Here is a 26,130-nt window from a genome sequence, read left to right as displayed (position 1 = left end):
TCTCCGACAATCCCGGGGCGGTTCAGTACTAATTAAGCTTAGGCTTTCAGAAAAGCTTTTAAACGCTTCTATGGTTGTAAGCTTTCTTCTAGTTTTATCCTTAAAGCCTATTGTTGCTTGAAAACTTGTTATTGTATAAATATTTTGCTGACTTAGTCTTTGCTCAATCAAACTAATTAAATTTACTAAATAATCATGGTTTGCATAAAATGGAGTTGTAAATAACCTTTCTATAGACTGTGGTTGTCCTAAAAGACTTGATACAAAGTCACCTAGGCGCTTATTCTCAACCTTTAAAGCTATTTCTTGATCATCATGTTCCATTCTAATCAATTGACTCATTTCAGTTCCTTTTATTAAATAGCTTTCAAATGAGCAAAACAATACTTGATGCTAATATCAATATTTAACTTTGATTCATCACTGTACAATTTCTACTCTGAATGTATCTACAACTTTAAGTCACTAATTATTTAAATCTAATTAATTCCATCATGTTCAACCCAGCCCCTCACATCAATCTTGCCCGTAACCGCAGCAGATATTAAAGCGGTGCGGCGTTCTTGCATAAGTTGGATTGCTTGTTCTGCTTTACTAACCAAATTTGAAAAAACCTTTAGCTTGTCGCTTAAGTATTGGCAGATTTGTTCTTGTTCATCAAATGATGGAATAACAAAGCCTAGTTCTAATAAATTCTCTTGCGTCATACTTGGTAATGCAGTATTTGTTGAAAGCTGATCAAAAGGGAATAGTAATGCTTGATGATAAATGTAATTTGGCTTAGCGTTACTGAACACTTCACTATAAAACATGGTATCCACTGTCCAGAATTTTCCCGAAACTAATAGCGGTTTATCTACAGTCCCTTTTCTTCCAAATAGTACGGACTCACCATCAAATAAGTAATCCGAACTACGCTTGAAAATCCCGCCCGATCCATAAACAGGATAGCCACCACTTTCTACTTCTACCTCTTTATAGTCTCGACCGTTACGAATTCTCAAAACATTCTTTAGGCGACCAATTTCCCAATGCTCAGGCACTCCCCCTAACCATTCCACTCCAGAATCTTTCAATGGTGCGTCAGGGTTTAAGCCTTTCGTCACCGCATGACTAATGACCGCTTGGCGCTTTTCTTTTAACAGTTGGATAAGGGTTTGCTGTTTTTCGATTAGCGTATCGATTTGGGCGGTTTCGTGGTCAAGATAACTTACTATCAAAGGCTGCTCTTCTAAAGACGGTAAAGAAAACTCAAAATTAAGAAACTGAGGAAGCCTTAAGGAGTCTACTGTTGACTTTGCATTACCTTGCAAAGCAACTTTATAAAAATTCGATGACAAATAATAGTATAAGAATCTACCAGTAATTTGATTAAACTCACTTAGCATATACACACGCTGGTGATAATCAAACTTACCATTTATGTAATGATAAACTTTACCTACTCCAACTCCGTCACCTGCTGTAAGAACAGCTTCACAGTCAGCACCATAACTGTTTATTCTCTCTACTGTTTGTGAACGAACAAAAAAAGGATATATGCCATCTTCAATAGCATTAATAGTATCTTTAGTTCCTGTATTAATCTTACAAAGATATTTAAGTCTTTTAATTTGCCAATCTTTAGGAATATCTCCTAACCACTCAATACCCGAATCCTTATATTCTGCATACTGCTCGTATTTTGCCATTATGAATGCACCTCACCCAATAACTGCATAATCTCAGTGCTCACCGCATCCAAGTCCGCATCAATCTCAGCTAGCGGACGCGGCGGCTCATACACATAGAAGTGACGGTTAAACGGTATCTCAAAGCCCACAATACCAACTTCTTCATCAATCGCATCTGTCTTATCGGCATTGATCCACGCATCAGGCACATGCGGCTGTACTTCACGGGTGAAGTAACTTTCTATCAGCTCAGTGGTCGTTACCTCAGGATTGAGCGGCACGTTTTCATAATCACGTAGATCGCTGTCTGTTTGGAACTCTACAATTTTGGCTGGCTTGTTGGAATTAGTGGATTTATAGCTAAACGCACCATAGAGCGGATTGGCAACCTTGACCGCTTTTTTGATGACGGGTTCTGCTTCAGGATTTTTCCACGTGATGGCATCTAGCAGCTGCTTTTTCTCTTTAGCATCAAGGCTAATATCTAAACTGGCATCAGCGTCTTTTAACGCTTGCTTGAGCACTTTCTCAAACTCATTGAAATCATCGAATTGATTTTCACCGATAGCCGCTTGCAAGGCTTTAGCTTTATTCATGATCGCGAGCTGATCTTGCCAAACCTTCGCATCAAGCACGTCTTTGATTTGCTTTTCTTTCAGCTCGCTAAAGTCCGCCTTAATCATTGCCCGTGCTTCTAAGGCGACTGCTGATAAGTCGCCGTAGCTTTTACTACTGTCATTGCTGTCACTATCAGTCGTCCAGTGACTACCAAAAGCTTCATATAACGCTGGCATGACCATATCAAACGGTTTAGAAGCATAACGTAGGGTTTCGATAGCCGCGTCGGATAACTGCGCAGACAGACGTAGCGGACGCTCAATCGTGATACGGCGATAGCCAAACTCATGAGTGGCAAATATCTTACTGGCAAAGGTTTTGGCAGGAGCGTTGGTCGGATTAGCTGACTGACGACCACGATTCGACTTTACCTCTTCAGGCTTATCTAATACACGCGCGTCTACCACTTCAAAGTCACCGAAGCTGCGAATAATGGTCTTGGCATCATCTTCACTCATCTCATTACGCTTTGAGCCGAGTGATTTACGCATCTTGCTATATAGATTGCTACCGTCGATTAATTGCACCTTGCCACGGCGCTCATCCGCTTTCTTATTGCTTAATATCCAGATATAGGTCGCAATGCCGGTGTTATAGAACATATCGTTTGGCAAGGCGATGATGGCTTCTAATAAGTCAGCCTCCAAGATATAACGGCGAATCTCACTCTCGCCACTACCTGCGCCACCCGTAAATAACGGTGAACCATTTAAGATAATACCGATACGGCTGCCTTGGTTACCATTTTGACTATTACCAGCTTCTTGCTCATTAGTAGTGATCGGACGCATCTTGCTAATCAAATGCATCAGGAACAATAGCGAGCCATCAGACACGCGCGGCAGGCCAGCCCCAAAGCGACCGTCAAAGCCCTTTTGCTCGTGCTCGTCTTTGATCTCACCTGATATCTTTTTCCAATCCACCCCAAACGGCGGATTAGACAGCATGTAGTCAAACTTCTCAGCGACCAGCTGATCGCTAGACAAGGTATTGCCCAGCTTAATGTTATTCACCTCTTGCCCTTTGATCAGCATGTCAGCTTTACAGATGGCATAAGACTCAGGGTTGAGCTCTTGCCCATAGGTACGCATGACCGCATCAGGGTTCAGCTCTAGCACGTATTCCATACCAGAGGATAGGAAGCCGCCCGTACCTGCTGTGGGGTCATAAATGGTGCGAATAATGCCGTCTTTGGTCAGCGCGTCATCATCTTCCATAAACACCAATGAGGTCGTCAGGCGCACGATATCGCGCGGCGTGAAATGCTCCCCAGCGGTCTCGTTCGAACTCTCTGCAAAGCGGCGAATCAGCTCCTCAAACACAAATCCCATTTCATGGTTAGATATCGTCTCAGGACTAAGATCAGTAGTGGCGAACATCTGCACGACTTTATACAGTAGGTTAGCATCGGCCAGCTGACCGACAAACTCTTCAAACTTGAAGTGTTCAAATATCTCACGCGCGTCTTTAGAGAAGGATTGCACATAAGTGTTTAGGTTATCTTTGATATCGCTTTGACCCATCTTGCTCAGATCCATCGGCGAGGTATTGTAAAAAGGTCGCTTGCTGGCACGTTTAAGATAATTAGCTTGTGCTTCTTCAGTTTTTGGCTGCTTCTCTATAGGTAGATTTGCAATACGCTGGCTTTCAGCAACGACAGCAGCTTTGGTTTCTTCTAATACGCACTCTAGGCGGCGCAGTAGTGTAAATGGTAAGATGATTCGGCCGTATTGAGATTGCTTAAAGTCACCGCGCAATAGATCAGCGACAGACCAGATGAAAGCCGCTGTTTGAGAGAAGTTTTTGGTCATGGAGTTGTCTTATTGTTTGTTGGGCAAGGATGATGTGACAGGATAACCTGTTATTGATTAGGTTATTAGCCGTTATTCCATCATAGCTATGATTTAGCCATCTTAAGGGTATTCGACATTACTCGGCAAGTCTGAATGTGAGATTTGTTAGAAGGCTAATAGATTTCATCGTATAAGAGCTTACTGTACTACGTGTTAAACAATTCAACCCCATGGAAGAAAACGCATATTATTTGCGCCTGTTTTGCACTTATTTAAGCGCTTTGCATCTTGACTGGTCAATAAGCTTGACATTTTCTTTGACATTTTTAGTCTATATTTTTCTACACCCTTTATTCTATAATGGATTCAGCTGATAGTTATTTTGACATTTTCTTTGACAAATTACGGTTCATTATTATGGCAGAGCAATCTAAAGAGTGGATTGATGATAGCACGCTTAGAGTCATGACCTATCGGTCTGGCTCATTCACATTTACGTTGGGCTGCACACCTGATGAAGCGCTTTTGAATCGTATTGACGACGCTCAATTACGTTTCAACAAAACGCCAAAAGCAGCACAAATTCTAGACAAAATCCAAGAGAAGGTTTTGGTCAGTAGTGTTTACAGTACCAATACTATTGAAGGTGGAGAATTTAGCGAAGAAGAAACGGGTAATATCTTACATACTGCCCCAAAAGATATTCAAAAATCAGCCGAAAAACGGTTGTTTAATCTAAAAGATGCTTTGCTATGGGTGAATAAGCAGCGCAATCCACAATTTGAGCCTACACAAGGCAAACCATTCTTATTAGCAGATATTACACATCTACATGCTTTAGTATCGCAAGGCTTAGATGAGGGGCATAACCCAGTCGGACAATTTAGAAACAACGAAAAATGGCAAAAGACCTATGTCGGTAATGCAGAGCATGGAGGGCGTTATCAGCCCCCAAAATGCCTTGAAGATATTGAATACCTGTTACAAGCATGGATTGAATGGTTGAATAGCCCTGCTATTATTAATCAGCATGTGATCATTCGGGCGAGTTTGGCTCATTACTATTTTGAGCTTATTCACCCCTTTTGGGACGGCAATGGTAGAACGGGTCGATTGATTGAAATGTTAATATATGAGCAATCAGGATATAGACTGTCATCATCGGCTATATGGCATTATTATCAAAAAAATATTCATGAATACTTTGCTTTATTTAACCATTGTCGTAAACAAGCTAAAAACAAAAAGGAGCTGCCAAATAAACTATTTATTGATTTTGCAATGGATGGCATGCTACAAACGATTAATGACTTACACGACCAATGCAATCAACTGATTGGTTTTTTGCTGTATCAAGGTAGTTTGAATAATGCTAGGTTTAACAAAGCAATTTCTGAAAGACAGTTTAATGTCATTATGGTCATGATTGGGCTTAGTGATACTTATACCCCTGCTGCATTATTGCGTAATCCGCCAATCAAGGCTTTATATAGTAATCGTACGGAAAGAACCTTTTATAGAGATATAGAATCCTTGATAGATGAAGGCTTTCTGCTTGAACAAGATGGAAAACTGCTTTTAGCGATTTAAGGGAGCTGTTCAATATATAGGTGCTTCTAAGCGCAATACAAAGCTTGTACTTTCAATTCAAATGATTAAACGCGCAGCTTTCTGTGAACATGCGTGTAAAGTGTGCGATGTTGGCTAATATTCATTTAACTGGGGTTTTAGCTTAATTGACATTACCATTACTCATTGATATATTTAATTTGTCTGAGCAAGCCCCTGAATAGTTATCAGGGATTGGTTGCTCAGACATTTTTATGTCTTTAAGTTGTACCAACCTATGCATAAAGTCTGATCATTAGCGATAACGAAATGTTGTTAAATCTGTTGTTAAATTAATTTACAACAATAGCCTACCCCTTTGTTGTTAAGGCTTATGCCGATATGATTGACTCCCGCCGAGCGCACCAATTATGATGTTTACAACCTCGCTCTACCCTTCCTTAGTGCTATCTTAAACTGCTCATACTCATCAAACCCACATATCAAAATGTTGGCAGTCTTTCTGTGTGCGCATACATATAGCGCTCTCATCTATATAAATCACTCCGCATCTTGTAAGTTGGCAGTCAATTGAGCACGGCTAGGCACACGGTGATAATTAATCACAGGTACTTCACCCAAACGACGCTGACCTTCAGCAATTTTTTTATCAATGGTAATCATCGCGATTTTTTTGCCTTGTTGGCTGATGAGCAAGTGATTTGCCTTACGAGTGACTCGATAATCAGGAAAATACTGCTTTAATAATGCGGATGTTTTTTGCAGGGTATCATTCGGTACTGTATTTTTTGACTTGGCACTACCGTGCTTTTCGCCTGCTTTTGCCCCGCGCGATTTCGCTACCAACCATAAGGCCATGATGATGGCGATTAATATGACAAGCCACCAAATTCCGTCTATCATAAGTAAAAATATCCATTACTAACAAGGGTTGGCTCATGTTAGCAGAATTATCACCAGCGGTAATAGCAGAAGTAAAACTTGCGGCAACATTGTTGGCATCGAAAGAGCGCATTTGCATTTTGACAGGGGCAGGCATTTCAGCCGAAAGTGGTATTCCGACGTTCCGAGATAAGCAAACGGGCTTGTGGGAAAACTACGGCGTCGAGGATTTGGCCACTCCTGAAGCATTCGCTCGTGATCCAAAGCTAGTATGGTCGTGGTATCAGTGGCGCAGGCAGTTGGTGGCTGATAAAGCACCAAATCCAGCCCATCATGCATTGGCTCAGTGGCAGTATCATGCGCAAACCTCCGAGCAGCAAGTCACACTTATCACGCAAAATGTCGATGACTTACATGAGCAGGCTGGAAGCGCAGTGACTCATTTGCACGGTCATCTGTGGCGTGATCGCTGTGGTCAGTGTGAGATACCTTATCCAGAACAATCAAGAGCCGCCTATATTAAGCAAGATACGATACGTTTTGATGATAAGCTGATTACTTGTCCGCATTGCGACGGTTACATCAGACCAGATATTGTGTGGTTTGGCGAAGCACTACCTGTACAAGCATGGCAGACTGCCGAAGAGGCTGCGGCTAACTGTGATGTGTTTATCAGTATCGGTACCTCAAGCTTGGTCTACCCTGCGGCCGGACTCTCACAGCTAGCCAAGCAAAATGGTGCGCAAGTTATCGAGATAAACCCTGACCCAACACCGAATACCATCGTCGATATCACGCTAATAGAAAAAGCTGGAGTGATTTTGCCGTTACTTATAGAAGAGATTACTGCGTTATAACTGCGACTGCTTAATGTCATTACCTGATAAACAATAAAAAAGGCTTAACGATTGCTATCAATCGTTAAGCCTTTACTATACTAATAGCCAATCAATATCTATTGCAATACCGCGTCCACTCTCGCCAAGTAATCTTCTTTTAACTCGTCACTGATAAATGCCGATCTAAATGAGTTTTTTACTAACGTAATAACATCTTCTTCTGTTATCGGTAGATTCTCATGCAAATTAACAAAATTTTGATTCACGTAACCTTTGAAATAGGCAGGATCGTCTGAATTGACGCTGATATTTAGACCATAATCCAAAAGCTCTTTGATATTATGCTCTTTGTAATTATCAAAAACTCGCAGTTCGATATTTGAGTTCGGGCAAACGGTTAGTGGCATTTGCTCGTCTTTGAGTCGCTGCATCAGCTCTGGGCTTTTTATAGACTGCACACCATGATCGATTCTATTAATATTCAATAAGTCTAGCGCTTCGTAGATATATGAAAAGTCCGCTTCTTCGCCTGCATGAGCGACCAGTTTAAAGCCTGCTTCTTTGGCTTTTTGAAAGACTTCTTTGAACTTCGATGGTGGGTTACCAAGCTCTGATGAGTCCAGACCGACACCGATGATGTCATCTTTAAATGCCAGCGCTTGCTCTAATGTCTCAAACGCTGCTTCTTGCGATAAATGGCGTAAAAAACACATGATGATACAAGAGGTGATGCCGTACTTTTCTTTGGCATCTGCTAGTGCTTCTTTGATACCTGTGATGATCGCTTCAAAAGCCACGCCGCGCTCGGTATGCGTCTGCGGGTCGAAGAATATTTCTGTGTGGATGACATTGTCTTCAACACACTTAAGAATATATTCCCACGTCAAATCATAAAAGTCGTCTTGGGTGAGTAAGACATTTGCGCCAGCATAGTAGATATCTAAAAAACTTTGCAGATTATTAAAGTTATAGGCGGCGCGCACGTCTTCTACGCTGTCATAAGGGATCTCTACGTTGTTCTTTCTTGCCAGTCTAAACATCAGCTCAGGCTCTAACGACCCTTCGATATGTAAATGAAGTTCCGCTTTTGGTAGTTTCTGTATTAAATCAATCATAGTATTCCAATAATGGTGTCATCGAGACGAGCTGTAGACAATTTATATATTTGTACCGTCTTTAAACGGTACGAACATTTTGCGTGCGATATTTTAGCATCAAAACCCTAGAGACGAGAACAGTCACCTTCGACTCTATCAATAATGCGCTTCAAGATGCCGTATTACTATTTTAAAAATACCACGGTATCAGACAGCTCATTGCCTGCTGGATTGTGCTCAAGCTGATAGTACTGGCGCAGCACTTGTCCCACTTCATCCAACAATTCAGCCAAGCTCTCTTCTGTCTTCTTGTTGCTGATACCTGATACGGCCTTTTCACACATGGCGTGCCAAACCGTTGGGCTTACATGAGTGCTGATACCGCGGTCGGCCACAATCTCTAACTGATGCTCGCAGATATTGACATAGATGAGAACGCCTGTGTTCTCTTCGGTATCCCAAACTCGATATTCACTAAACAGATCAATTGCTCGCTCGCGGCAATCCATATGATAAGCGTCTTGAATCGGTAAATGGTTTTCGACAATCAAAAACACCTCACCGCGATGCCCACGCTCAGCGCGTGTCACCTCATCTGTCAGGCGTGCTTTGGCTTCTGCTGTCAGCCACTTGCTATGCAGCAAAGGGACAAACAAGACCTGACGCCACCATCGAGCAAAGCTAGAAGTTGAAGCATGGTTTTCTGCCATTATATTTTTCCTCAATTACGTCATTTTTGATGGTTATTTGGGTCTATTTACTGGGACTCTATTTTTGGCTTTTATTAATTTGAGTCTTTACTAATCTGAGATTCTAATAACTAATCTGGGCTTTTAATAAACAGACACTTACCACGAGCCACCAGCACCGCCGCCGCCGAAACCGCCGCCACCACCACCAAAGCCGCCGCCACCAAAACCACCACCGCCAAAGCCGCCACCACTACCCCCACCCATACCGGGTAAGAAAATCATACCACCGCCTCTACGCCCACCTTTACCGCCGCCGCCTTTGCCACCACCGCCGCCACGGGAAATCAAGAACATCCATATAAATATCGCCATGATCAATGTCATAAAAAAGCCGCCGCCAAGCGCTAACGAACCGGCGAAAAAGCCGCCTGCCGTGATAATAGAACCAAATACTCGGCCTAAGATGTTGGTAATAAAACTGCCAAATATCATCGCCATAATAAATAAGAAAATAGGTGATGGTAGCTCATCTGAGCCTTGCACGGCACTACGCTCAGCAGCTTGGGCATCAGCACGTGCCAATACCTCAGGATCAGCCGTTAGACGTGCCTTCAGTGCATCCACGCCAGCCAGTATTCCAGCACCATAGTTATTTTGCTTAAATAATGGTGTGATGTCCTCACGGATAATACGATTGACGGCTGCATCTGGCAATACACCCTCTAACCCATAGCCTGTGAGGATATACATGTCACGGTCATTGACTGCTACGACGATGAGCAGACCATCGTCAATATCTTTGTCGCCCAATTGCCATTTTTCTGCAACCTGTAAAGCATAGTCAAATATAGGCAAACCATTGGTTGTTGGTACGATGACCACTGCTGCTTGTGCCAAACCCTGCTGATAAATATTTCTTAGCTGCGCCTCTAGACGCTGTTTTTCTTGCGGATTTAAGATATTAGCTTGATCAACGACTGGCTCGTTGAGTATTAGTTTGTCAGCATCAACGCTCTGGGCACTTGAGGTTACTGGTGGCTGAGCTGGCGCTTGCGCACTAGCGGTTGCCTCATCGTTGGCGGCGCTTTGATTAATAGCGTCATTACCAAGCACCGCACCATTGATGGCGTCATTATTCAGCACTGCATCATTGATCGCTTCATTGGATTCACCAGCTTTGGCAATGGCTACCAAGTCTTCGACACTACGGTTTTGTAGATTCGAGGGGCTATCTGTCGCCGCAGCATTATTGCCAGCATCGGTATTGGGCGCAGCATGCAGCACTGATGCACCGCTGACGCTCAGTGTAAACAGTAATGCTGATAAGATTGCTTTTGAATTATTCATCTAATCTCTACCACCTCAAATGACATCTTTATAAATTAATAGACATTAACTAATAGTCATCAGCTAAATAAATAGAGCGGCATACACCGCTCTATTTTTGTATATTTCTAATACTTCCTACTCTGCTTTTGCAGAATCGCCAAAATCAACACTTGGCGCTGTCGAAATGGCATCTTCATTAGCAACAGTAAAGTTTGGTTTGGTATCCATGCCAAATACTTTTGCGGTGATATTGGTTGGGAACTGGCGCACGGTGGTATTGTAGCCTTGCACTTCTTGGATATAGCGGTTACGAGCAACCATGATGCGATTCTCAGTCCCTTCTAGCTGCGCTTGCAGATCTTGGAACAGTGCATCTGATTTTAGCTCAGGGTAACGCTCAGACACGGCCATCAAACGTGATAATGCGCCTGTCATCTGATCTTGTGCAGCGGCATAACGCTCCATTGCTTCTGGGTCATTGAGCACTTCAGGCGTCACCGTGATGCCGCCCGCACGTGAACGTGCTTCCGCCACTTGGGTGAACACCTCTTGCTCTTGTTCAGCATACTGCTGTACGACTTTGACCAAGTTTGGTACCAAATCGCTGCGGCGCTGATATTGGTTGACCACTTCTGACCACGAAGCCGTTACTTGCTCGTCTTGCGCCTGAAGATTGTTATAACCACAGCCGCTCAGACCGACAGTAGACGTCGTCAATAGTGCTGCTAGCAACATCGGCTTCATAATAGATTTACGCGTCATCGTTGTTTCTCCTAATAATGATAAATAACAAATATCTGGTAACACGTTTTTTAATAATTTTTTTGCGCTTATGCCTTCACAATCATCTAACGGTCATATGCGTTCTATATTTTGTATAAAGGCACGTGCTTGTAGCTTTTATATCTACAGACACAACATGAAAAACCACTCATGCATATTGCTCAATCTTATAAGCTACAAGATATACTGCTTATAATGGCGCTATCATGATGCTTTTACAATTGACCGTTACCAAAACACAACCGCAACAACTGGGTGTCATTTTTTTGGTTATACCTTTATGTAGTGCTATTACTATTTAGATAGACTAAAGTTTATTAAATGGATTGCCAGCTCATAAATTCGCTTCTTTATTAAGGCTAATGATGCATAAATCGATGGTCCAAAAATAAAACTTATCCGTCCATACACAAAGAAATTTCTAGTAATTGGTACAAAAATATGGCAAATTGCAGTTACGTAGCCGTACGGTTTGAATACATTTGGTAGTGGACTTATAGTTTGATACGTATTAGAGAATTCATATTTGTGATAAAAAACAGTTCCTCACTCTTAGATACTCCACTAATACATTCAATCCGCCATACCAGCAGTGTAGCCAATCGGGACGGCTCATAGCAAATTAAATACCCTCATCATAAGGAGTATTTAATTATATAACCGCCTGTTTTATCCGCGGACTTATAACTCATCTCATTCATAACGTGATGATAGGACACCGCAGTAGTTGAGGCTGTAGAACAATCAAACACACAGCTGATATTAATGCTATCAATGACAAGCGCTATAAAAATAGTCTGTGTCACTGATGAAGCCAAGCGGATAAATACAGACAACTACAGTCCATTCTTGGTGGCTAAGCACGTATGAGACTTAACTAATATAGATATGAGTCGATGCAGATAATTTAACTGCTTAACTTAAATAAGTAAGTTAACCAGTTAATTTACTCCTAGCATACAGAGCCACCTTGAGACAGTACTAGGAATATACATATGGAAGGTTTAGTTAACTTAGTAAACGGAATTATCTGGAGCCCAGCACTGATCTATCTGTGCTTGGGCGCTGGTCTGTTCTATTCCATCATGACGCGCTTCGTACAAGTACGTCTATTCGGTGAAATGATCAAACTACTATTCACTGGTAAGTCCAGTACTGATGGTATTTCGTCATTTCAGGCACTAGCCGTTTCCCTCGCAGGACGTGTGGGTATGGGTAACATCGCTGGGGTAGCTGCTGCTATCGGCTTCGGTGGTCCAGGTGCTGTATTTTGGATGTGGATCGTGGCGTTCTTAGGCGCGTCTACTGCCTATGTCGAGTCTACTCTTGCACAGATTTACAAAGAAAAAGATGTGGTAACTGGCGAATATCGCGGTGGCCCTGCTTATTACTTTGAGCGTGCCCTTGGTCAAAAATGGTACGGCATCCTCTTCGCCATCGCTTCTATTTTATCATGCGGTATGTTCTTACCTGGCGTACAGGCCAACGGTGTTATCAGTGCATTCGCACAGTTAATGGGCGAAGGTACGATCATGAACGTTGCAGGCCTAGAAGTTGGCTCTATGCGCTTGGTTGGCTTGGCCATTATCTTAGTCATCTTAGGTGTCATCATCTTTGGTGGTATTAAGCGTATTGCAACTTTTACCGAATTTGCCGTTCCATTTATGGCACTTGGTTACATCGTCCTCGCCTTAATCATCATGTTCAGCAACTTCAGCCTGATTCCAGATGTATTTGGCATGATCATTGGCGATGCATTCACTGCACAAGCAGGTTTTGGTGCAGCAATCGGTTGGGGTGTTAAGCGTGGTATTTACTCTAACGAAGCCGGTCAGGGTACAGGTCCTCACGCTGCCGCAGCTGCTGAAGTTGAGCATCCATCACAGCAAGGTCTTGTTCAGGCATTCTCAGTATATGTTGATACATTGTTGGTTTGTTCTGCGACTGCATTCATGATCTTATCTACTGGCATGTACAACATCCAAGGTACACTACCAGATGGTCAGTTCATCGTTCAGAACGTTGCCGCTACGACTGAAATCAATGCGCCTGCGTTTACGCAGATGGCAATGGAATCGGTATACGGTACATTTGGTAACGCGTTTATCGCAATTGCTGTATTCTTCTTTGCCTTTACAACTATCCTAGCGTATTACTACATCGCTGAAGTAAACGTCGCTTACTTGACACGCTTCCTTGGTCGTAACGCAAACAAAACTGGTCTATTCCTCGTTAAAGTATTGATCATGGCGATGGTTGCTTATGGTGGTCTTAACTCAGCTGGTTATATCTGGGCCATCGGCGATATCGGTGTTGGTCTTATGGCTTGGCTCAACATTGTTGGTATCCTTGTTATCTTTATCGTGGCTCGTCCAACGCTTACCATGCTTAAAGACTACGAAGCACAACGTAAAGCTGGTGTGGCACGTTACAGTTTTGATCCTGCAAAATTCGGTATCAAAAACGCACCTTATTGGGAAGAGCGTCATCTAGCAGACCAAAAAAGAACGAATGTAGACCCACTACGTAAGTAATAGAGATAATATGCGCTAACGTAGCTACTGCTCAATCTTATTCAGTCTTCCTAAAAGCCCGAGGCAATGGTCTCGGGCTTTTTTATTGCAAATAAATAACGCAGATTTTTAAGATACCGCTGCTACGCGCCACCATCTTATAGACACAAAAAAGCCCAGCATTATAGCTAGGCTCTTTTACTCTTGTTAAGTCTCAGAGTGACTTAACTAAATATTAATCTTACTCAGGCATCAATACTGTGTCGATTGTATGAATCACGCCGTTACTTGCCATGATATCAGTACCTGTGATGTTGGCTGTGTTACCAGTCGCATCAGTGATTACATTGGCATCGCTGATTGAGATGGTTTTGCCGTTCGCCGTTTTGATATCGGTACCATAAGGGATGTCAGCTGCTTTCACTTCCATTGGAACAACGTGATAAGGCAATACGGTTTTTAATAAGTCTTTATTAGCCAATAGCTCGTCTTTGGTCACGCCTAATTTTTCTAATACAGGGGCAAATGCATCATCAGTTGGCGCAAATACAGTGTATTTGGTGTCTTCCATCAACATGGTGTCAAGACCCGCTGATTTTAGTGCCGCTGTCAGAATAGTGAGATTGTCGTTATTTGTAGCGATTTCTGCGATGGTTTGTGTCGCTTCCATATTCATGTCGTCTGCCATTGGCTCGGCTTCAACCATTGGATCGGCTTCGGTCTCTGCTACTGGCTCAACCACCACTTCTTCAGTGGTAACTTCAGGCTCAGCTGGATCTGCAACGGTTTCAGTATCGTTACATGCTGCTAATGACATCGCTGCTGTTACTACTGCGATCGATAATAAATTCTTCTTTAACATGGGTCATTCCTTTTTAATAATTGGATGTCTGGCTTGTCTAGCGAATAACTGTCTTTACTACATGAATAGCTGACGCTAATACGTATATCAATAATTGACATTTTTTAGCTATAGACAATTTACTGTAAATAAACTGATATTCGCTATATCAATAGTTTCAATTCTAAATGTTTAATTTTTAATTGATACTTACTTAAGTAGTAGCACTGTATCAGTCACGTATATACCATTGTTCACTTGTATATCGGTTATTGCGATATATGAAGGATCGCGCTTATTGGTCATGCTCACTCATTAAAATAGGCGTTATTTATATCTAAATCATGCCAATTAAATACTAAAACAGCCGTTATCTAATGAAAAATTCATCAAATAATGGCTGCTCACTAAATCTTCATAATACAAAAAATAATTATTTTTTAATGAAGCTTATTTAGGTAGTAGCACTCTATCGATGACATGGACAACGCCATTGGTCGCTGGGATATCTGTTTTTACGATATTGGCAGTGCGGCCGTTTTCGTCCATCAACTTACCTTGATTCGTCACCATTAGCGTGTCTTTGCTTGCGGTCATGACATTGCCAGGTTTGACATCTTTGGCATACATGGCAATGTCGCCACTAACTACGTGATAGCCTAAAACTTTGGTCAACAGTGGCTTGTTTGCAAACAATTGCGCTTTGGTCATGCCAGTCTCTTTCATTGCCTGCATAAACGCCTCATTGGTTGGGGCAAATATGGTGTAGTGAGCGTTAGGATCAGCGAGCATACCTGCTAGACCTGCTGCTTGTACCGCTTCTACTAAGACTGAAAAATCAGAATTACTTTGAGCAACTTGTACCACGTTCATTTTTGCCATAGTTTGGCTATGCATTGGCGGCTTCATGTCTGCGCTTTTTGCTGGCATCATATTGTTACAAGCGCTTAAGCCAGCGATAGAGATAGCTAGCGTGCCGATAGTAGCAATTTTAGTCAGTTTCATAACATTATCCTTAATGATTGAGTATGTATTCGCTTATTGTCTTACAGGTTATATTGTCTTCTGATATCAGTTGCTCGTGCTATTCAAACGCTTATTTCTTGATAAGCAAAATCTAGATAGACCAACAGAACAATAATAAATTTTTGCCCATAAGTGATTTATAAGAAAAACTTACAAAGACCTAATTCTTCTGAAATAAAATTAACATGTAAGACTGCTTTATCAACCTGCCTTTACGCAACTTTTTGTAGTACCGGTGTAAACTCTGTCGTACTTTTAAACATAAGCGTTGACTTTCATTTGCATAAGCAAAGCTTTATGTAACCCATAAACGAAATGATATTCATTTATGCACATATTCTTTACGAAACAGAATTTAATGCTATGCTCAGCAGTTCAATGAATAGGTATCTGCTTGTCTATGGTAAAAGTAGAATGAACAGTATCCATATGTGCTATATTTTTCATGCTAGAATAATTCAAATTTGATGATTTCCTTTATAAGACTTTGTACTCTATTGGTTTGTTATTCCTTCCTTTTATAATATTGACGATATAAGCAGCGCACCTATGACTCAAACGATGACCTCACCGACCTCTTCTCAATCTGATACCCTCTCTAGCTCATCATCTGCTGATGACTTTATTTTGACGCCGCCTGCTGTCTTTCCTTATAAGGAACAGCAGCTCACCGCGCGCGCCCGTATCACTGAGCAGATGGCTTCACGCATCTTGATGTTGGACGGTGCAATGGGTACGCAGATTCAGACCTATAAACTAGAAGAGTCAGATTATCGTGGTGAGCGTTTTGCCGATATCGACCAAGATGTGCGCGGCAATAATGATTTGCTAGTACTGACACAGCCGCACATGATTAAAGACATTCATCACGATCATCTGTTAGCTGGTGCGGACATTATTGAGACCAACACTTTTAATGGTACGCGTCTGTCGATGGCTGACTATGACATGCAGTACTTGGTGCCTGAGCTCAATAAAACAGCAGCCAAAATTGCGCGCGAAGCTGCCGATGAGTTTACCGCCAAAACGCCTGAGAAACCGCGCTTTGTCGCCGGTGTGGTGGGGCCAACCTCACGCACGTGCTCGATATCACCTGATGTCAATGACCCTGCCTTTCGTAACATTACCTTTGATGAGTTAGTCCTAAACTACCGTGAAGCAACCTTGTGCTTGATAGAAGGCGGCGTCGATCTTATTTTGATTGAGACGATCTTTGATACGCTCAATGCCAAGGCAGCGATATTTGCCATCACGGGTGTGTTCGAAGATATCGGCTTTGAGCTGCCTATTATGATTTCGGGTACGATTACTGATGCCTCAGGTCGTACACTATCTGGTCAAACGGCAGAGGCGTTCTATAATTCGATCCGCCATGCCAAGCCATTATCCGTTGGCTTTAACTGTGCGCTTGGTGCTGATGCGCTGCGTCCGCATATTCAAACGCTATCGAACATTGCTGATACCTATGTCTCTGCGCATCCAAACGCGGGTCTGCCCAATGAGTTTGGTGAATATGACGAAACCGCTGAAGAAACGGCTGCGCTGCTAGAAGGCTTTGCCAAAGCGGGAATCTTAAACATCGTTGGTGGCTGCTGTGGTACAACGCCTGAGCATATCCGTCAAATCGCTAAAATGGTGGAAAACTATGCACCACGCGTGATTCCAGAGATTGCACCTGCCTGCCGCTTGTCAGGGCTAGAGCCTTTCACCATCAATGCGGATAGTTTGTTTGTCAATGTCGGTGAGCGTACCAACGTCACAGGCTCCAAAAAATTCCTCCGTTTGATCAAGACCGAAGCCTATACCGAGGCGCTCGATGTCGCGCGCGATCAAGTCGAGGGCGGTGCGCAGATCGTCGATATCAATATGGACGAAGGCATGCTCGACTCCAAGCAGGCGATGATCCACTTCGTCAACCTCGTCTCAGGCGAGCCAGATATCAGCCGTGTGCCCCTCATGATTGACTCGTCTAAATGGGACATCATCGAAGAAGGCCTCAAGCGTACGCAAGGTAAATCTGTCGTCAACTCTATCTCATTAAAAGAAGGTCATGCTGAGTTCGTTGAGCGCGCCAAATTATGTATGCGCTACGGCGCTGCCATTATCGTCATGGCATTCGATGAAGACGGACAGGCTGACACTTACGAGCGCAAAATCGAGATATCTAAACGCAGCTACGATGTATTGGTCAACGAAGTGGGCTTCCCTAGCGAGGACATTATTTTCGACCCCAATATCTTTGCGGTCGCCACGGGTATCATCGAGCACAACAACTACGGCGCGGACTTTATCAATGCCACGCGCTGGATCACGGACAACCTACCGAACGCGATGGTCTCAGGCGGTGTGTCCAACGTGTCGTTTAGTTTCCGTGGTAATCCGATTCGTGAAGCGATCAACTCTGTGTTCCTATTTCACGCGATCAAAAATGGCCTGACCATGGGTATCGTTAATCCAGCCATGCTTGAGCTGTACGATGATATTCCAAAGGAAGCACGTGACGCCATCGAAGATGTCATGCTCAACCGCAATCAAGGCGAAACTGGTCAGGATGCGACTGAGCGTCTGATGACGGTCGCTGAAAACTACCAAGATGGCGGCAAGAAAAAAGACAGCACCGTCGATATGAGCTGGCGTGAAGGTACGGTAGAAGAGCGTATCGCCCACGCCCTCGTCAAAGGGGTGACAACCTTTATCGAAGAAGATACAAAAGAAGCGTGGGAGAAATACCCCAAACCGCTAGAAGTTATCGAAGGACCACTCATGGACGGTATGAATATCGTCGGTGATCTATTCGGTGCGGGTAAGATGTTCCTACCGCAAGTCGTAAAATCTGCTCGTGTCATGAAGCAGTCCGTCGCGTGGCTAAACCCGTACATCGAAGCGGAAAAAGTCGAAGGCGAAGTCAAAGGTAAAGTCCTGATGGCAACCGTCAAAGGCGATGTGCATGATATCGGCAAAAACATCGTCAGCGTGGTACTTGGCTGTAACGGCTACGATATTGTCGATCTGGGCGTGATGGTGCCATGCGAGACGATTCTCGATACCGCTATCAGAGAGAAAGTCGATATCATCGGTCTGTCAGGGCTGATTACCCCAAGTCTCGATGAGATGGTCTATGTTGCCAAGCAAATGCAAGAGCGCGGTATGACCCTACCCTTGATGATCGGCGGTGCAACCACGTCAAAAGCCCATACGGCCGTCAAGGTCGAACCGCAGTATCAAAACGATGCAGTCATCTATGTCTCTGATGCCTCGCGCTCAGTCGGCGTGGTAACCAAGCTGCTATCCAAAGAGCACCGTACTGCTCTAATTGATGAAACCCGCGAAGAGTATGTCAAAGTCCGCGAACGTCTGGCGAAGCGTCAACCAAAAGCCGCCAAAGTCACCTATGCTGAATCGGTCAAAATTGGCTTTCAGTATGATTGGGAAAACTACGTGCCACCAGTGCCAAACAAGTTAGGACAAGTGATATTGGATGACTATTCAATTACTAATCTGTTGCCATACATTGACTGGACACCGTTCTTTATCTCTTGGGGTTTGACGGGCAAATACCCGAAAATCTTGCAAGATGACGTCGTTGGTGAAGCGGCGCGTGATCTGTTTGAAAATGCCCAAGAGCTGCTAAATAAGATGATTAAGGAAAAATCAATCGTGGCAAAAGGCGTGTTTAAACTCATGCCCGCTCGCCGTACTGGCGTAGATACCGTGACTGTATATGGCAATGACCCACAAAATGGCGGCAAACCGACCTATCAGTTCGAGCATTTACGTCAGCAAAGCGACAAAGCCAGCGGTAAGCCAAACCTGAGCTTGGCGGACTTTATCTCGCCATCGGACACGCACACTGATTATCTAGGCGGCTTTACGGTGTCGATCGTCGGTACTGAAGACCTCGCTGAGCAGTACAAAGCGGCAGGCGATGATTATAATGCCATCATGGTACAAGCGCTGTCTGATCGCCTCGCCGAAGCCTTTGCCGAGCATTTGCATGAGCGCATCCGTAAAGACTACTGGGGCTATCAGGCTGATGAGACCCTCACCAATGATGAGCTGATTAAAGAAAAATACGTTGGCATCCGCCCAGCGCCTGGCTATCCGGCTTGCCCTGAGCATACCGAAAAAGGCAAATTGTTTGATTGGCTGGGTACAGTGGACGCTATCGGCACGACGCTAACTGAGAGCTATGCAATGTGGCCTGCGTCATCGGTCAGCGGCTTTTATTATTCGCATCCTGATAGTGAGTACTTCAATGTCGGTAAGATCGGCCGAGATCAGTTAGAGGATTATGCCAAGCGGAAAGACTGGGATATAAAGACGGCTGAGAAGTGGTTAAATCCGAATTTGTAAGAACATACAACTCAGTTAACGCCTAGATCATTTATCGCTATTTTTTGGCTTATTCATTTAACATGATTAAGCCTTTTTATTGTGTCCTCTTCTGTCTGCTCTCAGCAAACTTATCGCTGCACGTATCACAAAATACTTTTATCATTCGCTGCCAATAACCATGTTAAATTATTGTCTATTTTATCCCTTTTATCGTTGTGAGACAGGCTATGAATCAGATTGCATTACTCTCTAGTTGGATTGGCAAAACGTTTGCAATCTGGGCATTGGTCAGTGCTATTTTAGGGTTTGTGTTTCCTACATTTTTTGCCTCGTTGGCATTTTTGATTGTCCCAATTCTTGGCATTATTATGTTTGGTATGGGTATGACGCTCAAAACAGAAGATTTCTTAGAGATTGTCAAACGCCCCAAGCCTGTACTGGTCGGACTGTTGCACAGTTCACGCTCATGCCGTTGATTGCCTATTTACTGACGGTCATCTTTAACCTTGATCCTTTAATCGCGGTCGGTGTCATCTTGGTAGGTTGCTGCCCTGGCGGTACGTCTAGTAACGTAATTACATTTTTGGCTAAAGGCGATGTCGTGCTAAGTGTCGCGATTACGTCTATCTCTACCCTACTTGCACCTTTTTTGACGCCTATCCTGTTAAACGTGTTTGCCGGACAGCTAATCGATATTGATTTGGCCAGTATGATGATAACCATTACCAAAATTGTCATCTTACCTATCTTATTGGGTGTTATCTTTCATAAGTTTTTGGGTAACAAGATCGCATTCGTCACCGAGGTGTTGCCGATGGTGTCGGTATTGGGTATCTCTATTATCATCGCAGCGGTGGTTGCCGTGTCTAAAGCGACCATCTTAGATAGCGGTGCTATCGTCTTTATCGTGGTTGCCTTGCACAATATGCTGGGATATACCTTGGGCTATTTGATCGCGCGCTTGTCTGGATTTACGGAGAAACAGCGCCGCGCCATCATGGTGGAAGTGGGCATGCAAAACTCTGGTCTGGGCGCTGCCCTTGCCGCGACTTATTTTAATCCTGTCGCGGCCTTACCTAGTGCAATATTTAGCGTGTGGCATAACTTTAGTGGTGCGCTGGTTGCGAATATTTTTGCAAAAAGGGATGGGTAAGTAAGGATATTACTGATTTTAGGTAGAGGGAGTTATTTAGTAAAAATATTAAGGTGTGAAGTTCATTTAAGAATAGTTGTAGTTTGGGTTATAAGTAGCGGACAGCATACTATGAACCTCTTCTACACCTTACGTATATGTAAAAATAGTTCATATTTGTTTGATAGTTAGTGAAGAAGTTGAATTTATGATTTATAATACATGATATTTGTTCTAAACAGCCAGTATCTCCATGAATGAAGCTTTAATTAGGTTATCATTCTAAGAGATGAAGCTTAACTGTCATTTAACCTCGTATGTAATCTCAAATACAACGAATAAAAATAAATACATTAGAGCTTCTGTACAAGTCATCGTTAGCCATCGTAGCTCCATCATTTGAAGTCAATGAACTGGTACTTTCGTAGGAGACCTATTGAATATAATCAGTGCTTTAAACATTAATGCACAATTCAATTTAAAATTCTTATTTTTATAGTGCTAATCTTACTATATACAAATCATAAATATTAATTGCTTTTGATAAAATTATCGACTGCAAAAAATTTAATTTTTCAAAAAATATTTTACTATTTTATAAAAACCAATATATATAAATATTGGTAATATAAAATCTTATTATCTTTAAAGGTATGAAATATGTTTCAGGCAACTGTGGATGATGTTATTTTTAACTTTCTAGGTGAACAAATTAAGTCGCTTTCCACAAATTTTGATGCAGATATTATTACCATATTTTCACCTATGGTAGATGGTGTTGATGTTAAGGTTAGACAATACATAGAAGACATTAAAGATAAATCATTATATGGTTCTGATTCATTAAAAGATAATTTAGTAGTTATTCTAGAGACGCCGGGCGGCTCAGTTGAAGTAGTTGAGAAAATAGTCAATGTTTTCCGAGCCAATTATTCTCATGTGAAATTTATCGTGCCAGGCTTTGCGTTTTCAGCTGGTACAGTTTTAGTCTTATCAGGTGATGAGATATATATGGATAATTTTTCTGTTTTAGGTCCAATTGATCCTCAAATAATGAATAGTGATGGCCATTACTTGCCAGCCACTGGCTACCTTCACGAATACAATCGTTTACTAAATGAAATAAATGAAAAAGCATCTCAAAATATACCAGTTATCGCTGAAATAAACTATCTCACTAGCTCTTTTCAGCCTGAAAAGCTTGCTTTTATTGAACAGCATATAAAGTTTTCCCAAACACTTATTGTTAACTGGCTTGTCAAATACAAATTTAAAGATTGGCATACAACTGCAACAGAAATGAATAAAGTTACATATACAATGAAAGAACAGAGAGCTACTGATATTGCAACCATTCTCGGCGATGTTAACCGCTGGCATATGCACGGTAGAGGCATTGGTTTAAAGGAACTAACAGGTGATGATATAAAATTACAGATTAACAACTTTTCTGTTACGGATGTCCTTAATACTACCATCAGAATGTACTATGATGTATTAAAAGATTATTTAACTAAGACCGGAAATCAAATGGCACTTCATGGCTCCAATAACTTAGTAAGGTTAAATTAATATGAGAGACTTTAAAACTGAGATCAATGAGATGAGAAAGATTCATAGGGAAAAAATTGTGAGTCTACCACTTACTATAAGTGTTAAATCCATACCTTTGTCATCTAACGAAGGAAATTTACACATACCTGGCTCTTTCAAAGGAATGGATGTTAAAAGATTTGCTGAGTCGTCTATATTTGATCAGTATTCTCAACGCTCACCTAGTTTCTAAATTAAAACTAATTCTTAAAAAAACTGTCCTAAACTTGGGCAGTTTTTACTTTTCGTGATATAAACTTTTATATATTATTTTTTTATTAAATAAAATAATCTCTATTAATTACTTACACTTAATTTAGAAATTTACAACCCCTATATTTTTTTAATTTATGACATTTAAGTTATGAGTGAATTTTAGTCTTAATATGCAAAATGGCAAACACGCAAGGCTCTTAAATTTCATTTCAAGCTTAATACTTTAAGATAAATACGAAAAACATTATTCTCTTCAAGGACAATGTCACAACCAGCGTTATCCACTTCAAGCTTCATGACTTCTAATTGGCAATCATCTTTTAGCCACGAAAGTTTAAGCATTTCACCAATAAATAAATGTTCAATAAGCTTTTCTCGGAAGCTTGAATGTTCATAATGCTTGCTCATAATTTACCTTAATTTCTTAGTCGCGTAGTATGGGTTAGCGGAGCGTAACCCACCATCTAAATTTAGCATAATACACAATCAGTGGGTTACGCCTTGTCTGCATTCTCTACGAGAATTTGACAAGTCTAACGCCACCCTACTTATCTTTATTTCTTCGACACCGTTCCGAACAATACACCACATTGTCCCAATCCTTCTCCCACTTTTTGCGCCAGGTAAAAGGCCGTTGGCAAACCGGGCAGGTTTTTTGTGGTAGGTTTTGTTTTTGATGTGCCATGATGACCTTACCGATTACTCATAATCATCAAATATTTTATTCAACCTGTTTAGGCTATTGACGATCAGCTTACCAGTTTGATCGGCGCTGCTGTCAATCGCCAGCTTCTCATCCATACGCATCGTTAGCGGTGCAAGCGCATCTTTGAGAGCGTGTGCTATCAGCGCGGCCTGCTCTGTGACATCGGTGGTCGATGCTTGATCGTCAGCACGGCTTGATAGACTCTGAGCCATCTGCTGTGCCAGTTGCTCAACTGCGCCCACCAGTTGTACCATCAGCTGTTTTTGCATCTCTTGGTTTTGTTTGAGGTACTCGCCTTCGGCTTTATGGTCGTGCTGATAGATCTGTAGTAGCTGGTTCATACTTTTCTCAAAGCCATTATCGATACTATCGCTGACCACTTTGACATTGTCTACAAAACCTGAGAGCACGCTGTCGGCGAGAATTTTTTGTGAGGCGAGCTGCGCCTCCATCTGAGTTTCTAACTGGGCCTTACGCTCCGCCTCTCGTAAGCGCGCGATTTGCTCTGGATCGTTTTTGGTTTTTAATCACTCAGTTACATAGTTTGGTATGACATGAATGACGATTGCTCGACTTGATGCCGTTATATTTCTATTTTTAGAATCGACTTATGTTTCTTTATTAATGATTATATATACATTTCATTACATAATATATAGCTGTGGCTATTAACGACCCCATATCGGTGAGCGTACGACGCCACCATTTTGGCTATTAATGGCGTAACTTGTGTTCCCTAAGAGCGAATGAATAACCAAATCGCCACCTTTTTGACGTCCAACACTTTGACCGTGTACTTGCCCGCTGACTTTTGAAAAACGCGTTGGATAGACTGCATAATTTCCAGAAGGAGATAGACGAGCCGGCTCATCGAGACCAGTCTCTGCCAGGCTGATCACTTGTCCAGTCGCTAGTGTCATGACAGCAGCCTTGCGGCCATTTAGGTAAGCCATGCGCTGACCATCTACACTGAGCTGAGGACTGGCGACATAGCCATTTGACAGTACAGGTACGGCTTTACCCGTCGCGAAGTGATAGCGATAGATACGTGGGCGCCCAGCACGGACTTTGTCACTGGTATAAACAAAGCTTTTGCCGTCAGCTGCATAGCTGGGCTGCACCTCAGTGCTCGGTAGTGTCGTTAATTGCTCAGTTGCCCCATCACTTAGGCGCATCTTATAAATATCAGCATTGCCGCCGACCGTTGAGCTATAGAGCAGATATTGACCGTCAGGTGAAAATGACGCTGACATATTACTGCCTTCAGCATTGACGACCAGATTGCGCGTTTTGCTGCTACGGTCATAAATATATATTTTAGGATGCTCGCGCGGTGCTTGTTTGCTATAAGCAAGCAGTTGCCCATCAGCCGACCACGCTGGCGCATAGATATAGCCTGTGATCTGATCAATGCGCTGACGATCACTGCCATCAGGACGGATGCTATAGAGGGTCGATACTTTTGCGCTCCCTGACCCTTGCTCTTCCACATAAGCAATGTGTCCTTGACGATCAATGGCAGGCATAGCAGCGGTCAGTGGATTGCTATTCACTGTGCTGGTCGGCTTTTTCATTTCAGCACTAGGCAGTGTCTGACAGCCAGTGAGAGCCGCCAATATAGCGATCGTCGTCGCCCCTTTTATCGTGATGTTATTCGTGGTTGGTTTTGACATAATAGTTTTAAACATAAAATAGTATCCAATAAAATCGCTAAGGTGTAACAGCAGCTTTACGCTAGTGTAGCGCAAAATTCGACAAACTTTGGACGAAAAAAAGCCCCACATATTAGTGAGACCTTATCAAATCTAACCGGCGTATTTATATCGTTCTAATACATCGCTGGCTTATTTAGAGACGGCTTTAAAGTAAGCAACTTGATTGTCATTTTTGATGGTTAAGACAGGGACATTTTTGGCATTTTTACTGAGGCTATACTTGCCTTGTACGGTTGCTAATGCAGCTTTATCAAAACTGGCTTGCGGCTCAGGACAGGCCATCATTGTGCTGATGCCGTTTTTGATCTGCACATCACCATTGACGACACTGTAGCCCGCGCTCATATTGTTGCAGGTATTCATAAATGCGACGTAGTTTCTACCGTTATCATTCATAAAGCTCAAAGTGAGCGGCTTGGCTGGATCAAAGAACAACTGAGACACCTGTTCACCGTTGCTACGTTTGGCATCAACCAACTGCCAATTGTGCGCTTGTAATGCCTCTACAGTGACGGGCTGACTGACTGGCGCAGGCAAGGTAGCCGTTGTCTGGCAACCAGCGGCAAGAGCACTAACTGAAAAGGTAGCTGCCATCATCACTTTAGTCATATTTTTCATATACATTCCTTTTTTATTGAATCCAAAAACCTTGCCGAGCATAAAGTCATACTTGACACAAGACCCAACAAGCGTATTCAGAATTTTGATTTATTATGGTTGATTGTCTTATTCACTGTTTCAGACAGTAGCGATATTTTGTCTGACTCACCAGTGACTG

20 protein-coding genes and 1 pseudogene are annotated in these 26,130 nt (G+C 42.5%); 6 read left to right on the top strand and 15 right to left on the bottom strand.

From position 1 onward, the window contains the following. The 3 genes from AS194_RS04770 to AS194_RS04760 form a co-directional block, all read right to left on the bottom strand. Positions 1 to 342: hypothetical protein (locus tag AS194_RS04770; RefSeq protein WP_058024330.1), on the bottom strand; the 342-nt coding region annotated here is incomplete at its 3' end. A 137-nt stretch (positions 343 to 479) separates the two neighbouring features. Then, positions 480 to 1,691: a restriction endonuclease subunit S gene (locus tag AS194_RS04765; RefSeq protein WP_058024329.1), complete on the bottom strand. Its 1,212-nt coding sequence runs from the start codon at positions 1,689 to 1,691 to the stop codon at positions 480 to 482. Then, on the bottom strand, positions 1,691 to 4,102 hold the full coding sequence (locus AS194_RS04760; RefSeq protein ID WP_058024328.1) for a type I restriction-modification system subunit M: 2,412 nt from the start codon (positions 4,100 to 4,102) through the stop codon (positions 1,691 to 1,693). Before AS194_RS04760 ends, AS194_RS04765 begins: the two co-directional genes overlap by 1 nt. Positions 4,103 to 4,501: 399 nt before the next feature. Between AS194_RS04760 and AS194_RS04755 the strand changes: the two genes are divergently transcribed. Continuing rightward, positions 4,502 to 5,674 carry a Fic family protein gene (locus tag AS194_RS04755; protein ID WP_058024327.1) on the top strand — a complete coding sequence of 391 codons (1,173 nt, stop codon included), beginning with the start codon at positions 4,502 to 4,504 and terminating at the stop codon, positions 5,672 to 5,674. 519 nt (positions 5,675 to 6,193) lie between these two features. Here the strand turns inward: AS194_RS04755 and AS194_RS04750 are convergent. Next, positions 6,194 to 6,556 (bottom strand): hypothetical protein, encoded by a 363-nt coding sequence (locus tag AS194_RS04750; RefSeq protein ID WP_058024326.1) that lies wholly within the window; start codon positions 6,554 to 6,556, stop codon positions 6,194 to 6,196. A 35-nt stretch (positions 6,557 to 6,591) separates the two neighbouring features. Here AS194_RS04750 and AS194_RS04745 point away from each other — a divergent pair, with 35 nt between their 5' ends. Next, the gene (locus AS194_RS04745) at positions 6,592 to 7,392 is read left to right on the top strand and encodes an SIR2 family NAD-dependent protein deacylase (protein ID WP_058024325.1); all 801 of its coding nucleotides are present in this window, start codon (positions 6,592 to 6,594) and stop codon (positions 7,390 to 7,392) included. Between the two features lie 98 nt (positions 7,393 to 7,490). On the opposite strand, the gene AS194_RS04740 is transcribed toward AS194_RS04745, so the two are convergent. The 4 genes from AS194_RS04740 to AS194_RS04725 form a co-directional block, all read right to left on the bottom strand. After that, a complete protein-coding gene (locus AS194_RS04740; protein ID WP_058024324.1) occupies positions 7,491 to 8,489 on the bottom strand; it encodes an adenosine deaminase in 999 nt (332 codons plus the stop codon). A gap of 167 nt (positions 8,490 to 8,656) precedes the next feature. Next, a complete protein-coding gene (locus AS194_RS04735; protein ID WP_058024323.1) occupies positions 8,657 to 9,181 on the bottom strand; it encodes a TPM domain-containing protein in 525 nt (174 codons plus the stop codon). Positions 9,182 to 9,319: 138 nt separating this feature from the next. Further along, positions 9,320 to 10,510, bottom strand: a complete 1,191-nt coding sequence (locus tag AS194_RS04730; protein ID WP_058024322.1) for a TPM domain-containing protein — start codon at positions 10,508 to 10,510, stop codon at positions 9,320 to 9,322. A gap of 117 nt (positions 10,511 to 10,627) precedes the next feature. Next, positions 10,628 to 11,254, bottom strand: coding sequence for a LemA family protein (locus AS194_RS04725; RefSeq protein WP_058024321.1), 627 nt, complete (start codon positions 11,252 to 11,254; stop codon positions 10,628 to 10,630). Positions 11,255 to 12,270: 1,016 nt separating this feature from the next. On the opposite strand from AS194_RS04725, the gene AS194_RS04720 reads away from it, so the two are divergent. Further along, positions 12,271 to 13,809: an alanine/glycine:cation symporter family protein gene (locus AS194_RS04720; RefSeq protein ID WP_058024320.1), complete on the top strand. Its 1,539-nt coding sequence runs from the start codon at positions 12,271 to 12,273 to the stop codon at positions 13,807 to 13,809. Between the two features lie 220 nt (positions 13,810 to 14,029). On the opposite strand, the gene AS194_RS04715 is transcribed toward AS194_RS04720, so the two are convergent. Continuing rightward, a complete protein-coding gene (locus AS194_RS04715) occupies positions 14,030 to 14,650 on the bottom strand; it encodes a fasciclin domain-containing protein (protein ID WP_058024319.1) in 621 nt (206 codons plus the stop codon). A 429-nt stretch (positions 14,651 to 15,079) separates the two neighbouring features. Beyond that, complete coding sequence (locus AS194_RS04710; RefSeq protein WP_058024318.1) at positions 15,080 to 15,634, bottom strand: fasciclin domain-containing protein; 555 nt, start codon at positions 15,632 to 15,634, stop codon at positions 15,080 to 15,082. A gap of 570 nt (positions 15,635 to 16,204) precedes the next feature. Between AS194_RS04710 and metH the strand changes: the two genes are divergently transcribed. The 3 genes and pseudogenes from metH to AS194_RS04695 all read left to right on the top strand — a co-directional run bounded on the left by metH (position 16,205) and on the right by AS194_RS04695 (position 22,694). Continuing rightward, positions 16,205 to 20,008 carry a methionine synthase gene (metH, locus tag AS194_RS04705; protein ID WP_058024317.1) on the top strand — a complete coding sequence of 1,268 codons (3,804 nt, stop codon included), beginning with the start codon at positions 16,205 to 16,207 and terminating at the stop codon, positions 20,006 to 20,008. A gap of 209 nt (positions 20,009 to 20,217) precedes the next feature. Further along, a pseudogene (locus AS194_RS04700) lies at positions 20,218 to 21,143 on the top strand (bile acid:sodium symporter family protein). Between the two features lie 639 nt (positions 21,144 to 21,782). Next, on the top strand, positions 21,783 to 22,694 hold the full coding sequence (locus AS194_RS04695) for an SDH family Clp fold serine proteinase (protein ID WP_058024316.1): 912 nt from the start codon (positions 21,783 to 21,785) through the stop codon (positions 22,692 to 22,694). Between the two features lie 441 nt (positions 22,695 to 23,135). Here AS194_RS04695 and AS194_RS13765 read toward each other — a convergent pair whose 3' ends face one another. The 5 genes from AS194_RS13765 to AS194_RS04670 form a co-directional block, all read right to left on the bottom strand. After that, positions 23,136 to 23,339 carry a hypothetical protein gene (locus AS194_RS13765; protein WP_058024314.1) on the bottom strand — a complete coding sequence of 68 codons (204 nt, stop codon included), beginning with the start codon at positions 23,337 to 23,339 and terminating at the stop codon, positions 23,136 to 23,138. Between the two features lie 136 nt (positions 23,340 to 23,475). Further along, the gene (locus AS194_RS13480) at positions 23,476 to 23,616 is read right to left on the bottom strand and encodes a DUF2256 domain-containing protein (RefSeq protein ID WP_083499599.1); all 141 of its coding nucleotides are present in this window, start codon (positions 23,614 to 23,616) and stop codon (positions 23,476 to 23,478) included. A gap of 14 nt (positions 23,617 to 23,630) precedes the next feature. After that, entirely contained in the window at positions 23,631 to 24,089 is a 459-nt protein-coding gene (locus tag AS194_RS04680) for a hypothetical protein (protein WP_058024313.1), read from the bottom strand. Between the two features lie 216 nt (positions 24,090 to 24,305). Further along, entirely contained in the window at positions 24,306 to 25,325 is a 1,020-nt protein-coding gene (locus AS194_RS04675; RefSeq protein WP_058024312.1) for a PD40 domain-containing protein, read from the bottom strand. 156 nt (positions 25,326 to 25,481) lie between these two features. Further along, on the bottom strand, positions 25,482 to 25,970 hold the full coding sequence (locus AS194_RS04670; RefSeq protein WP_058024311.1) for an META domain-containing protein: 489 nt from the start codon (positions 25,968 to 25,970) through the stop codon (positions 25,482 to 25,484). Positions 25,971 to 26,130 lie beyond the last annotated feature (160 nt).

The sequence above is a fragment of the Psychrobacter piscatorii genome (assembly GCF_001444505.1).
In the GTDB taxonomy this organism is placed as follows: Bacteria; Pseudomonadota; Gammaproteobacteria; order Pseudomonadales; family Moraxellaceae; genus Psychrobacter; species Psychrobacter piscatorii_B.
This window is presented reverse-complemented; position numbering and strand designations above follow the sequence as displayed.